This window comes from Microbacterium sp. NPDC080220, assembly GCF_040686395.1.
GTDB classification, from domain to species: Bacteria; Actinomycetota; Actinomycetes; order Actinomycetales; family Microbacteriaceae; genus Microbacterium; species Microbacterium gawkjiense.
The window spans coordinates 1-12,511 of the sequence record NZ_JBFBOP010000017.1 but is presented as its reverse complement, the minus strand read 5'-3'; the positions used below and the strand labels follow the sequence as shown (position 1 = coordinate 12,511).

The following is a 12,511-nucleotide window of genomic DNA, read 5'->3' as shown; positions in this document are numbered from 1 at the left end:
TTCGCGATCTTCCGCAGGTCGGCGATCGTGTACGCGGCATCCAGTCGGCGTTTCGTGCCGTTGAGCTCGGGCTTCTTGAACTGCATGAGCTCGAGGAGCTCGAGCGGCTTGGGGAACTGGCGCTGAACCATGGGAGTTCCGTCCTTACGCCCGCGGCTGGTGGCGGCGGGGCTGGTGAGTGAGAGCGACGAGGTCGCGGAGGGATTCGAGGGAACCGGAGAGGACGCCGGTCGCGCGTGCCTGAACGAGGATATTCCCCAGTGCGGTCGCTTCGACAGGCCCTGCCAGCACGGGGACGCCGGACCGGTCGGCGGTCCGCTGGCAGAGGAGTTCGTTCAATGCACCGCCGCCGACGATGTGGATGACGCGCAGGTTGACGCCGCCCACGCGGGCTGCATCGTGCGCGGTGTCGGCGAACGCCTGCGCGAGCGACTCGATGATGCTGCGGGCGAACTCCGCCCGGGTGCGCGGGGCCGGCACCCCGTGCTCCTCGCACCAGTCGGCGATGCGGCGGGGCATGTCTCCCGGCGGCAGGAAACGAGCGTCGTCGACGTCGAAGACGGCGACGGGAGCGGTGATCTCCTCGGCGGAGTCGAGCAGCGTGGGCAGGTCGATGGCGTGCCCCTCGCGCTGCCAGCCCCGCACGGCTTCGCTGAGGATCCACAGGCCCATCACGTTGCGGAGCAGTCGGACGCGACCGTCGACGCCGCCTTCGTTGGTGAAACCAGCTTCGCGAGCCGCGTCGGTGAGCACGGGCCGTTCGACCTCGACCCCGACGAGACCCCAGGTGCCGCACGAGATGTAGGCGGCATCGGAGGAGGTCATGGGGACGGCGACGACGGCGGATGCCGTGTCGTGCGACCCGACCGCGGTGACCGAGCTGCGTGCGCCGAGCACTTCGGCAGCACCGCCGCTGATCGTGCCGAGCGTCTCGCCCGGCGCGATGAGGGGGGCCAGGATGCGTGCGGGGATTCCGAGGTCGGCGAGCAGCGCGGCATCCCATTCCCCGGTGTCGGCGCGGAGGAGCCCCGTCGTCGACGCGTTGGTCCGCTCGGTGCGGGCCTGACCGGTGAGCCAGTACCCGATCAGGTCGGGGATGAGCAGGGCGTGGTCGGCGATGCCGAGCAGCTCCGGGTCTTCGGCGGCGAACTGGTACAGCGTGTTGAACGGCAGGAACTGCAGGCCGTTCCGCGCGAACAGGTCGACATGGGGATGCCGCGCGTGCACCGATTCGACGCCTGCGGCCGTGCGCTCGTCGCGGTAGTGGAACGGCTCGCCGAGGAGGCGGGACCGGGCGATCAGGCCGTAGTCGACCGCCCACGAGTCCACGCCGACGCTCGCGATGTCGGGGGGCCCACGCAGCGCCTTGCGGAGCCCGGTGAGCACGGAGCCGTACATGCCGACGAGGTTCCAGTGCAGGCCGTCGGTCAGACGCACCGGGTCTTTCGGGAAGCGCGCGACGGTTTCCGTGTCGAGCTGCTTCGGCCCGACGCGGCCGACGATGACCCGCCCGCTCGTCGCGCCGAGGTCGACCGCCGCGACGGTCGCGGCGCTCATGCGGCCGCCCCCGCGCGGCATCCACTCGTCGACATCATGTTCTCTCGCCGAGACCACACCCTCTGCGCGCGCACGTCGTGTGCGTTCGGTGAGAGGACATGATCCGGACGAGGGGGTCGGGATGCCGCGAGGCCCACAGCCGCGAGTGCGACAGCCGTCATCGCAGGAACGCGGCGGCGACGCCGGAGTCCACCGGGATGTGCAGACCTGTCGTGCGCGAGAGTTCGGGTCCGGTCAGCACGTAGACCGCGTCGGCGACGTTCTCGGGCACGACCTCGCGCTTGAGGATCGTGCGGTTCGCGTAGAACTGGCCGAGGTCCTCTTCCTTCACCCCGTAGGTCGCGGCGCGGTTGGCACCCCAGCCGGCGGCGAAGATGCCCGAGCCGCGGACGACGCCGTCGGGGTTGATGCCGTTCACGCGCACGCCGTGCTCGCCGAGCTCGACGGCCAGCAGGCGCACCTGGTGGGCCTGGTCGGCCTTCGTCGCCGAGTACGCGATGTTGTTGGGGCCGGCGAAGACCGAGTTCTTCGACGAGATGTAGATGACGTCGCCGCCCATCTTCTGCTCGATGAGCGCCTTCGCCGCCGCCTTCGCGACGAGGAACGAGCCCTTGGCCATGACGTCGTGCTGCAGGTCCCAGTCCTTCTCGGTGGTCTCGAGCAGCGGCTTCGACAGCGACAGTCCGGCGTTGTTGACGACGAGGTCGATGCCGCCGAAGGCGAGGACGGTCGCGTCGATCGCGGCCTGCACCCCCGCGGCATCCGCCACGTTCGCGGCGACGCCGATCGCGACGTCGGTGCCGCCGAGCTCTGCTGCGGCGGCCTGCGCCTTCTCGAGGTCGAGGTCGGCGACGACGACGCACGCGCCCTCGGCCGCGAGGCGCGTCGCGATCGCCTTGCCGATGCCGGATGCCGCGCCGGTCACGAAAGCGATGCGCCCCTGATGCGTCTTGGGCTTCGGCATCCGCTGCAGCTTCGCCTCTTCGAGGGCCCAGTACTCGATGCGGAACTTCTCGGCGTCCGAGATAGGGGAGTAGGTCGAGAGCGCCTCGGCGCCGCGCATGACGTTGATCGCGTTCACGTAGAACTCGCCGGCGACGCGGGCGGTCTGCTTGTTCGCGCCGTAGCTGAACATGCCGACGCCCGGGACGAGCACGATGAGCGGGTCGGCTCCGCGGATGGCGGGAGAGTCCGCCGTCGCGTGGGCGTCGTAGTACGCCTGGTAGTCGGCGCGGTAGGCCGCGTGCAGCTCGTGCAGGCGCGCGATCGCGTCCTCGACGCTCGCCGAGGCGGGCAGGTCGAGCAGGAGCGGCTTGACCTTCGTGCGCAGGAAGTGGTCGGGGCAGCTCGTGCCGAGCTCAGCGAGCGCCGGTGCCTTCTCGGACGCGAGGAAGTCGAGCACGACGTCGCTGTCGGTGTAGTGGCCGACCACCGGCTTGTCGGTCGAGGCGAGCCCGCGGATGGTGGGCGCGAGGGCCGCGGCCTTCGCGCGGCGCTCGGCGTCGGGCAGGGCCTCGAAGCCGGAGCGGATGCCGCCGAAGGGCTGCGGGGCACCGTGGGCGTCGATGTAGGCCTGGGCGGTCTCGATGATCCAGAGGCTGTTGCGCTCCGACTCCTCGGACGTGTCGCCCCAGGCGGTGATGCCGTGGCCGCCGAGGATGCACCCGATCGCGTCGGGGTTCTCGGCCTTGATGGCGGCGATGTCGAGACCGAGCTGGAAGCCGGGGCGGCGCCACGGGACCCACGCGACCTTCTCGCCGAAGATCTCGCGGGCGAGCTTCTCGCCGTCGGCGGCGGTCGCGATGGCGATGCCGGCGTCGGGATGCAGGTGGTCGACGTGGGTGGCATCCACCAGTCCGTGCATGGCGGTGTCGATCGAGGGGGCGGCGCCGCCCTTGCCGTGCAGGCAGTAGTCGAAGGCGGCGACCATCTCGTCTTCGCGCTCGACGCCCGGGTAGACGTCGACGAGCGCGCGCATCCGGTCGAGACGGAGGACGGCGAGTCCCTCGGGCTTCAGGGTGCCGAGGTCGCCGCCGGACCCCTTGACCCACAGCAGCTCGACGGGCTCACCGGTCACCGGGTCGGTGTCGGTGCCTTTCGCGGACGTGTTGCCGCCGGCGTAGTTCGTGTTCTTCGGGTCGGCGCCGAGGCGGTTGCTGCGTGCGATGAGCTCGGCTGCGGTGGAGGACGTCATTGGGGCTCCCGGGAGTGATCGTGAAGGATCCTGATCGATCATGTGAGATCAAACAGAAACTAACATGGGAAGTCGCCCATGTCGACTGTCAGCGGAGCTCGACGAGATCTCGGAACGGGTCGAGCCGTTCGTCCGCCGGGTCGAGTTCGGTCACCAGGAGCGCGACCTCGTCCCAGGCGAACGCACGGGCGGTCGCATGACGTGCGAGCTTCGTCGCATCGGCCAGCACGACCGTCTCGTCGGCGTTGTCGGCGAACACGCGCTTTACCTGCGCCTCGTCGATCGTCGCCTCACTCGTGCCGAACGACGGATCGAGCGCCGCGGCACTCGTGAAGAACCGGTCGTAGTGCAGACTCGCCGCGGTCGCACACGCGACGGCACCGACGAAGCTGTCGGTGCGCAACTCGAGGCGGCCGCCAATGAGGATCGCGTCGACCCCCGGACGGCCCTGCGCCGTGCGCAGGTTGTCGTAGGAGTTCGTCGCCACCAGCAGCTCGTGGCTCGTGTCGAGTTGGGCCACCAGTGCGCCGACCGTCGACGAGGCATCCAGGGCCACCGCACCACCATGGGGGATCAGATCGAGCGCCTTGCGCGCGATCTCGCTCTTGGCCCCGCTGCGGTTCGCCATGCGCGCGCTGAACCCCTGCGGCACGATCGCGGCGACCGCGCCGCCGCGCACCCGGCGCACCAGGCCCTCGCGCTCGAGGTCGTCGAGGTCGCGTCGCACGGTCATCGCCGAGACGCCGAGGATCTCTGCCGTCGTGTCCAGGCGGATGCTGCCGTCGCGGGTGAGGATCTCGAGCAGCTGCGCCCGGCGCTCTGCGCTCAGCATGGGTGGCATGGGGACAGGCTAGTCGCGCGCCGGGTGGCGCCGGTCAGCGGCGACCGCCGCGATCGACCAGCGTCGTCGGCACGAGCTGCGCAGCGGATGCCGCGGGCGTCCCGTTCGCGACGCGATCGAGGAGCGTCGTCGCCGCCCTCGTGCCCAACTCCGCGACGTCGTACGCGACGAGGCGGACCCGGCGGGGCAGCATCCACGCCAGTTCGAAATCGTCGAACCCGCTGACGGCGACGTCGGCCTCGCGGGCGAGGATCGCCTCGAGCGCCCCGACGGTCGCGCGGTTGTTGCCGCAGAACACCGCGGTCGGCGGCGCCGCGGCATCCAGCAGCCGATCCATCGCACCGCGCGCATCGCGGGGGGTGTGGATGCCGGCGATCACCGTGGCCGGATCGAACTCGCGCCCTGCCGCGGCGAATGCGTCTCGGGCACCCGCGAGCCGCTCGGCCATGGTGAAGATGTCAGGGGAGTCGAGCAGGATGGCGATGCGCTCGTGGCCCGCGTCGAGCAACTCGGCCACCGCCGCGCAGGCGCCGCCCCGGTTGTCGAGCAGGACCGCGTCGGCGGCGACGCCGGTGCCGGGTCGGTCGAGGAACACCACCGGCGTGCCACGTTCCACCTCGCGTGCGAGGTAGGACTGATCGGATGCCGCGGGCACCACGATCAGCCCACCCACCCGGCGCTGGCACAGGTCGAGGGCGAGCCGACGCTCGGTCGCGGCGTCCTCCTCGCTCGACGCCATGACGACGTGCATGCCGCGCTGGACGGCGACCGCAGACAACGCCGCCGCGATCTGCATGTAGAAGGTGTTCGAGAGGTCGGCCGAGACGAAGGCGATCGTGTCGTTCGTGCCCGAGCGCAAGCTCGCCGCGAGGGCGTTGCGGTGGTACCCCAGCTGCTCCGCGGCCCCGAGCACTCGCGCCGCCATGGCCCCATCCACATTCGGTTCGTTGTTGATGACGCGCGAGACCGTCTTGAGGCTGACGCCTGCGGCCGCGGCGACGTCGATCATCGTCGGCCTGCCCGTGCCTCGCATGCGACTCCCCACCGGTCCGCTCAGGAGACTGAGGCGAAGGCTCCCGAGTCGTGCGATGCCGCCGCGGCCGCGAAGATGCGGTGCGTGAGTGCGGCCTCTTCGGGGCGGACGGTGCCGAAGCGCTCGCCGAGCCTACCCGCCCGTTCGGCGAGGAACGCCGCCCACATCTGCAGGATCGCGTCCGAGAAGCCGGACTCGAAGTTCGCGCCCGTCACCGTCGGCCACACCGACTGACTCCCCGCGTCGACGCGTTGCCAGCTCTGCTCGCGGCCGACGCCGGGGACGTCGATGAACGCGAAAACCTGCACTTCTTTCGGGTTCTTCGTGCTGAAGCGCACGCCGCCGTCCATGCCGATCGCCTCGAACTCCCAGGTGTTCTTCTCGCCCGGCGCGATGCGCTTGGTCTCGGTGGCGAGGGGGAATGCGGCACCGTCGTGCGTCGCCCAGGAGTGGATGACGGCGTTGTCCCAGGTGTCGCACGGCGCCGGGTTCCCGTCGGGCCCGGGGCGCTCGGTGACGATGTCCTGCAGAACGCCCATGAGGCGCTCGGGGGTCCAGCCGAGCCGCAGGGGGACGTGCCAGGTGTGCATGCCGAGGTCGTTCATGACGCCCGCGTCCCCGCAGAACTTCCGCGCGCGCTTCCAGTTGAGCGGCTTGGCGACGTCGATGTCGCTCGCGTGCAGGAACGTGCACTTCGCCTCGATGATGCGTCCCAGCGCGCCCGAGCGCACATAGTCGACCGCCCACTGCGCGCCGGGGAAGAACGGCATCTCGCTCGAGACGCGCACGAACGCGCCCGGGGTCTCGTCGATCGCGGCGAGGATGTTGTCGGCGGCGGCCCGGTCGATGCCGAACGGCTTCTCGGCCAGCAGCGCCTTTCCAGCGCGGATCGTGTCGATGTAGAGCTGCTCGTGCAGGTCGTGCCGCACCGCGATGTAGACCACGTCGATGGTGGGGTCGGCCAGCAGTTCGTGATGGTCGGTGGTGGTCAGCCGCACCGTGTCGATGCGCTCGAACCACTCCAGCGCGGCGGGATTGATGTCGCACACAGCGACGAGCTGCGGGTCGACCGGGTGGTCGACGAGGGCGGGCCAGCGACGGATCGCCGCCGCGATCTCGCGCCCCATCAGGCCGCCGCCGATGATGCCGATGTTCACGCGCTCGCCGCTCATCGGGCGCCGCCGATCAGGGCGAGGGCGTCATCGACCGATGCGTCCTCGTGGACGACGGCCATGAGGGCCGCAGTGATCCCCGCGGGGTCGGGGTGCTGGATGACGTTGCGCCCGTAGACGATGCCTCGGGCGCCCTGGGCGAGCACCGCGGCTGTGCGCTCGAGGAGCGTCCGGTCGTCGACGCGCCCTCCGCCGCGCACGAGCACGGGGGTGTCACCGGCGGCCTGGACGACGCGGTGGTAGTCGCCGATGTCGTCGGTCGGATCCGCCTTGATGAGGTCGGCGCCGAGCTCGCGCGCCTGCCGGACGAGCGTGACGATCTTGGCGGTGTCACCGTCGACGGCGTACCCGCCGGCGCCCGCCTTGGTCTGCATGACGAGGGGCTCGATCATGAGCGGCATTCCGTACCGCTCGGCATCCGTCCGGAGCGCGAGGATCGAGCGGATGCACTGCTCCCGTACCTCGGGGTGTCCCGGCAGGTCGAGCAGGTTGACGCACACCGCGACGGCATCGAGGCGGACGGCGACCTCGATCGCGTCGGGCACGTGGATGGAGTGGAGCACGGGCTCGAGCGGGTCGTTGTAGACGTTCGCGATGTCGGTGCGGAGCACGAGCCCGGGCTTCTGCTTGCCCGGCACGGACTGCAGCAGCGGTGCTTGGCCGAGGGTGAGCTGGATGGCGTCGGGGCCGGCGTCGACGAGGGTCGCCACGGTGGCGGCCATGTCCTCGATGCCGGTGAGGAACGAGTGCTCGTGGAATGCACCGTGGTCGACGGCGACGTCGAGTGCTCGTCCGGAACGGGCGTGGAAGAGGCGTTGCAAGCGGGGCTTCGGCATGGGAGGTCGTTCTCCGTCGGCTCTAGTTCGGGGCGCTGCGGTGCGCCTGCGATCAGTATGCGGAGCCGAGACAACGTTGTCAATCGGCGACCTCATACGCTGGGATCGCTGAGGCGAAGGAGCGGGCATGACGGGTGAGCTGTACGGGACGCCGACCGACGATGTGTGGAAGCGCGTCGGCAGCAGGGCGCAGGTCGTGTCGGTCGAGTCGTCGATCCGAACCGACGGAGCGGACGCCGGGTCGCGTCGCATCCACCTGGTCAACGGCGACCTCGACGTGGAGGTGCTGCCCGACCGCGGGCTCGACATCGGACAGGTCAGGATCGCCGGCGTGCCGCTCGCTTGGATCTCTCCGACCGGCTTCGGCGCGCTCTCGGCGGAGCCGGGCGGCTGGATGCGGGCCTTCGGCGGTGGGCTCGTCACGACGTGTGGACTGCTGAGCTACGGCGCCCCGTCGGTCGATGCGGGCACGCCGCATCCGCTGCACGGACGGTATTCGTCGTTGCGTGCCGACGTCGTGCGCGCCGAAGCCGGCGCCGACGAGCTCGTCGTGGAAGGCGTCGTGCGCGAGGCCGAGGTGTTCGGCGCGCACCTGGAGGTGCGCCGCCGGATCTCGAGCGCCGTCGGCAGTCGCACCCTGCGCATCGACGATGTCATCGTGAATCGGGCGGCGACGCAGGTGGAGCCGATGGTGCTCTACCACCTGAACCTCGGCTGGCCCGTGGTCGACGAGGGCACGACGCTGTCGACGCCCGCGACTCGCGTCGAGCCTCGCGATGCCGAGGCGGCCGCGGGTCTCACGAGCTGGGCACGGTTCCCGACGCCGGTCGCCCACTTCCCCGAGCAGGTGTTCCGCCACGAGCTCCCGGCGGGCGAACGCACGGAGGTCCGCGTCGAGAGCGATCGTGGTCCGTCCGTGCGCATCGCGTTCGACACGGCAGTGCTGCCCGCGCTGTTCCAGTGGCGGGTCGCCGAGGAGGACGGGCATGTCGTCCTCGGCGTCGAGCCGGCCACCACGCCGACGATCCTCGGACGTGCCGACGCCCGCGAGCGCGGGCTGCTGCGTCCGTTGGCGCCCGGTGCAACGCTGTCGCTCGGCGTCGAGATCGAGGCCTTCCCGGGCGTGACGCCCGCTCGGTAACGAATCGGCCACACGTGCTTGACAGCGTTGTCTTTCCGGGTTCATGCTGTCACTCACCGGATCGACAAGCCCGAAGATCCGCTTATGACAACGCTGTCGAGGTATGCGATGACGCACATGCGAGGAACGGATGCCGCCCGCGCCTCCGTGCCGCGGCGGGCACGCATCATCGACGTCGCCGAGCTCGCCGGCGTCAGCATGAAGACCGTGTCGCGCGTGGTCAACGACGAGGCCGGCGTCCTCCCCGACACCCGTGATCGCGTCGTCGCGGCGATCGCCGAGCTCGGCTTCGTGCCCGACAGCCGCGCGCGATCGCTCAAGCGCGGCAGCACCGACACCATCGGCATCCTGATCGACGCGATCTCAGACCCATTCTTCGCCGCGTTCGTCAGTGCCGTCGAAGAACTCGCCCTCGCCGAGGGCCTCAGCGTGCTGTTCGCGAGCACCGGCTACGACGGGCACCGTGAACGCGAACAGCTCGCCCGACTCACCGGCGACCGGCTGCGCGGACTCATCGTCGCCCCCGTCGAGATCGGTGCGGGCGAACTCCAGCTCCTGCGTCGCCGCTTCCCCGTCGTCTGCGTCGATCGCGCGCGCGAGGGCATCGACTCGATCGTCGTCGACGACTTCGGCGCGACCGTCGAAGCCGTGGAGGCGTTCATCGAGCGCGGTCACCGCCGCATCGGCTTCATCGGCGAGCACACGCCGTACCCGACCGTCAGCGCGCGGTTCGACGGCTTCCGCGCTGCACTGGCGGCGGCCGGCATCCCGATCGACGACTCCCTCGTCGTCGAGCAGGGTCGTTCCCACGAGGAACACGAGGTCACGGAGCTGCTGGGCCGACCCGATGCGCCGACCGCGGTCTTCTGCGCCTCGAGCCCCGCGACCATCGCGACGATCCACGCGTTGCGGCAGGGGACGGCGCCCATGCCCGCGCTCATCTCGTTCGGCGACTTCGAATTCGCAAGCGTGTTCACGCCGGGCATCACCTGCGTCGATCAGGACCCCCGACTCATCGGTGAGGCCACGTTCCGCCGCCTCATCGCCCTCTCCGACGAGCCCGGCTCGGCACCCGAGCACATCGTCGTCCCCACTCGCCTCATCCGCCGAGGCTCCGGCGAGCTCCTCGCCGAGTCCGAGGCCACCCCCTCCCCGATCGGAGCCCTGCGATGATCCCCCTGCTCCTGCCGCCGAACCCGGTGCAGCACTTCTATCTCGGAGGTGACCGCATCGCGGCGCTGCGCGGCATCGTGCCCGAGACCGACCGGCAGCCCGAGGAGTGGCTCGCCGCGACGGTCTCGCGCTTCGGCGACCCGGTCACCGGGCTGGCCGTCACCGAGTCCGGCGAGGTCCTGCGAGACCTCGTCTCCGCCGATTCTGCGGGCTGGATCGGTGCCGACCGGGGGCGGGATGCCGGTGACGTGGGCATCCTCGTGAAGCTGCTCGACGCGCGTCAGCGGCTCCCCGTCCACGTGCACCCCGACCGCGGCTTCGCCGCTCGTCACCTCGACTGTCCCTACGGCAAGACCGAGGCCTGGTACGTGCTCGACACCGAGGCCGACTGTGCGGTGCACGTCGGGTGGAACACCGACCTCGACGCCGACGAGCTGGCCCGTCGCCGTGACGCGCAGGACAGCGAGTGGATGCTGGCGCACATGAACCGCGTCGTCGTGCGCGAGGGCATGGGCGTGCTCGTCCCCGCCGGGACCGCGCACGCGATCGACGGCGGCATCTTCGTCGCCGAAGTGCAGGAGCCGACTGACTTCTCGATCCTGCTGGAGTGGTCGGTGACCACCTCCACTCGCGACGAGTCGCACCTCGACCTCGGCTTCGACACCGTCATGTCGGCGGTCTCGCACGCGCGGCTCGCCCCCGAGGCCCTCGCGTCCCTCATCAGCGACGCCGGGACGACGCCGGCGGGGTCGACCTTCCGCTCCCTCCTCCCCGCCGCCGCCGACGCCTACTTCCGACTCTCGGATGCCGCGGTGCGCGGCGGTGCGTCAAGCGTGCGGGCGGCGGGATTCGCCGTCGTGCTCGTGACCGACGGCGCCGGTGAACTCGTCGGTGCGGGCGGCCGGGTGCCGGCATCCCGTGGCGAGGTCTTCGCCGTGCCGCACGCGTTCGGCGACTGGCGGCTCGAGGGAGCGGCATCCGTCCTCGTCGCCGAGCCCGGCGCCGGCTGGCCGCAGTCGCTCACGCGAGGAGGGGTCGCATGAGCGACTACGTCGTCGGCGTCGACATGGGCTCGACGAGCATCAAGATGCTCGTCGCGACGCCCGACGGCCGCGAGGTGCTCGTCGCGAGCCGACGCTCGCCGTGGACGAACCTCGAGCACGGCCGCACCGAGATGCCGGCCGCTCGTGCGGTCGACACGGTGCTCGAACTCGCCGCCGAGGCGGATGCGGCGCTGGCGCACCACGGCCCGTACCGTGTGCGCGCGCTGGGTGTCTCGGGCATGGCCGAGGCAGGTGTGCTGCTCGATGCCGCGGGCGCCGCGGCCGCGCCGATCATGGCGTGGTTCGACCCGCGCGGCGGGGCCGAGATCGCCGCGAGCCCCGCGGCGTTCCGTGCCGAGTTCCCCGGCCGGACCGGGCTCCCCGTCGGCCCGCTCGCCTCGATCTCGAAGCTGCTGTACCTGCAGGGCACCGGCATCGACATGACCGGGCGCACCTACCTGAACGTGCCCGAGTACATCGTGCACGTGCTGGGCGGCCCGCGCGTCGCCGAGTTCTCGCTCGCATCGCGCACCGGCCTGCTCGACCAGGACGACAGCTCGCCCTGGGCGGCCGCCTTCGACGTGCTCGGCGCCGACCAGAGCCTGCTCGGTGAGCGGGTCGGTGCGGGTACTGCGCTCGGCACGATCTCGGACGGGCGGATACCGCTCGGCTTCCGCGGTGCCGTGCTCACCGTGGCCGGGCACGACCACCTGGTCTCGGCGGTCGCCGCCGGGGCAACCCGCAGCGGGCAGCTGTACGACTCGATGGGCACCGCCGAAGCCCTCGTGCGGGTGCTCGATCACCCGTTGCCGTTCGATGCGCGCGAGCGCCTCGCCCACGCCGGCATCAACACCGTCCGGCATGTGCTGCCGGGCAAGTGGGTGCTGCTGGCGGGCACGAAGTCCGGCCTGCTGATGCGTCGCGTGCTCCAGCTCCTCGGGATCACGGATGCCGCAGGGCGATCGGCGATCGACGATCTTGCGGCTGCGCTCCCCGTCGCAGGCACCCTGGTCGAAGGCGGCATCCGTGTCGACGGTGCCCGCAACGACGACGGCGTCTTGAAGATCACGGCGAACAGCGACGGTCTGGCACCGGCGGAACTGTTCGCGGCGACGCTCCTGCACGGCAACGACATGTGCGTCGAGCTGATGGACGTCATGGACCGCGAGGTGCCGCCGCCGACGTCGACCGTGCTGACGGGGGGATGGTCGTCGATGGCGAGCGTCGTCCGGGCGCGGGAGCTGGTGCTGCCCGCCGTCACCGTCTCGTCGCACGAAGAGGGCACCGCCTACGGGGCGGCGCTCTTCGCGGCCTTCGCCGCCGGCGAAGACACCGACTTCGAGGGCGTCGCCGCGGCGTTCCTCTCCGGCCATTCCGGCCGCATCGAACACCTGGAAAGGATCTGACGATGTCGTCCAGCTCTACGGTTCCGGTTCTGCAGGCGCGGGGTCTCTCGCGGCAGTTCGGGCATGTCCGCGCGCTCAACGCGGTTGATTTCGAGGTGTTCCCGGGGGAGGTCAC

10 protein-coding genes and 1 pseudogene are annotated in these 12,511 nt (G+C 70.8%); 4 read left to right on the top strand and 7 right to left on the bottom strand.

Annotation, left to right across the window (positions count from 1 at the left end):
* The 7 genes and pseudogenes from AB0P29_RS15955 to AB0P29_RS15925 all read right to left on the bottom strand — a co-directional run.
* Positions 1–131: pseudogene (locus AB0P29_RS15955) on the bottom strand (alpha-hydroxy-acid oxidizing enzyme); the annotation flags it as partial.
* A 13-nt stretch (positions 132–144) separates the two neighbouring features.
* Positions 145–1,557, bottom strand: a complete 1,413-nt coding sequence (locus tag AB0P29_RS15950) for a rhamnulokinase family protein (protein WP_363381174.1) — start codon at positions 1,555–1,557, stop codon at positions 145–147.
* Between the two features lie 157 nt (positions 1,558–1,714).
* Positions 1,715–3,751, bottom strand: coding sequence for a bifunctional aldolase/short-chain dehydrogenase (locus tag AB0P29_RS15945; protein ID WP_363381171.1), 2,037 nt, complete (start codon positions 3,749–3,751; stop codon positions 1,715–1,717).
* 88 nt (positions 3,752–3,839) lie between these two features.
* Complete coding sequence (locus AB0P29_RS15940) at positions 3,840–4,592, bottom strand: DeoR/GlpR family DNA-binding transcription regulator (protein ID WP_363381168.1); 753 nt, start codon at positions 4,590–4,592, stop codon at positions 3,840–3,842.
* Between the two features lie 34 nt (positions 4,593–4,626).
* Positions 4,627–5,601: a LacI family DNA-binding transcriptional regulator gene (locus AB0P29_RS15935; protein ID WP_363381164.1), complete on the bottom strand. Its 975-nt coding sequence runs from the start codon at positions 5,599–5,601 to the stop codon at positions 4,627–4,629.
* A gap of 44 nt (positions 5,602–5,645) precedes the next feature.
* The gene (locus AB0P29_RS15930; protein ID WP_363381162.1) at positions 5,646–6,797 is read right to left on the bottom strand and encodes a Gfo/Idh/MocA family oxidoreductase; all 1,152 of its coding nucleotides are present in this window, start codon (positions 6,795–6,797) and stop codon (positions 5,646–5,648) included.
* Complete coding sequence (locus AB0P29_RS15925) at positions 6,794–7,633, bottom strand: aldolase (RefSeq protein ID WP_363381159.1); 840 nt, start codon at positions 7,631–7,633, stop codon at positions 6,794–6,796. Before AB0P29_RS15925 ends, AB0P29_RS15930 begins: the two co-directional genes overlap by 4 nt.
* Before the next feature lie 127 nt (positions 7,634–7,760).
* On the opposite strand from AB0P29_RS15925, the gene AB0P29_RS15920 reads away from it, so the two are divergent.
* The 4 genes from AB0P29_RS15920 to AB0P29_RS15905 all read left to right on the top strand — a co-directional run bounded on the left by AB0P29_RS15920 (position 7,761) and on the right by AB0P29_RS15905 (position 12,396).
* Complete coding sequence (locus AB0P29_RS15920) at positions 7,761–8,774, top strand: aldose 1-epimerase family protein (protein ID WP_363381157.1); 1,014 nt, start codon at positions 7,761–7,763, stop codon at positions 8,772–8,774.
* A gap of 108 nt (positions 8,775–8,882) precedes the next feature.
* The gene (locus AB0P29_RS15915; RefSeq protein ID WP_363381154.1) at positions 8,883–9,947 is read left to right on the top strand and encodes a LacI family DNA-binding transcriptional regulator; all 1,065 of its coding nucleotides are present in this window, start codon (positions 8,883–8,885) and stop codon (positions 9,945–9,947) included.
* Positions 9,944–10,990, top strand: a complete 1,047-nt coding sequence (locus tag AB0P29_RS15910; protein ID WP_363381152.1) for a class I mannose-6-phosphate isomerase — start codon at positions 9,944–9,946, stop codon at positions 10,988–10,990. Before AB0P29_RS15915 ends, AB0P29_RS15910 begins: the two co-directional genes overlap by 4 nt.
* Entirely contained in the window at positions 10,987–12,396 is a 1,410-nt protein-coding gene (locus tag AB0P29_RS15905; RefSeq protein ID WP_363381149.1) for an FGGY family carbohydrate kinase, read from the top strand. Before AB0P29_RS15910 ends, AB0P29_RS15905 begins: the two co-directional genes overlap by 4 nt.
* Positions 12,397–12,511 lie beyond the last annotated feature (115 nt).

What these genes read in the sequence shown, in the direction of transcription:
- AB0P29_RS15950 (WP_363381174.1), bottom strand. Translation starts at nt 1,557, where the DNA reads ATGAGCGCCGCGACCGTCGCGGCGGTCGACCTCGGCGCGACGAGCGGG.
- AB0P29_RS15945 (WP_363381171.1), bottom strand. Translation starts at nt 3,751, where the DNA reads ATGACGTCCTCCACCGCAGCCGAGCTCATCGCACGCAGCAACCGCCTC.
- AB0P29_RS15940 (WP_363381168.1), bottom strand. Translation starts at nt 4,592, where the DNA reads ATGCCACCCATGCTGAGCGCAGAGCGCCGGGCGCAGCTGCTCGAGATC.
- AB0P29_RS15935 (WP_363381164.1), bottom strand. Translation starts at nt 5,601, where the DNA reads ATGATCGACGTCGCCGCGGCCGCAGGCGTCAGCCTCAAGACGGTCTCG.
- AB0P29_RS15930 (WP_363381162.1), bottom strand. Translation starts at nt 6,797, where the DNA reads ATGAGCGGCGAGCGCGTGAACATCGGCATCATCGGCGGCGGCCTGATG.
- AB0P29_RS15925 (WP_363381159.1), bottom strand. Translation starts at nt 7,633, where the DNA reads ATGCCGAAGCCCCGCTTGCAACGCCTCTTCCACGCCCGTTCCGGACGA.
- AB0P29_RS15920 (WP_363381157.1), top strand. Translation starts at nt 7,761, where the DNA reads ATGACGGGTGAGCTGTACGGGACGCCGACCGACGATGTGTGGAAGCGC.
- AB0P29_RS15915 (WP_363381154.1), top strand. Translation starts at nt 8,883, where the DNA reads ATGACGCACATGCGAGGAACGGATGCCGCCCGCGCCTCCGTGCCGCGG.
- AB0P29_RS15910 (WP_363381152.1), top strand. Translation starts at nt 9,944, where the DNA reads ATGATCCCCCTGCTCCTGCCGCCGAACCCGGTGCAGCACTTCTATCTC.
- AB0P29_RS15905 (WP_363381149.1), top strand. Translation starts at nt 10,987, where the DNA reads ATGAGCGACTACGTCGTCGGCGTCGACATGGGCTCGACGAGCATCAAG.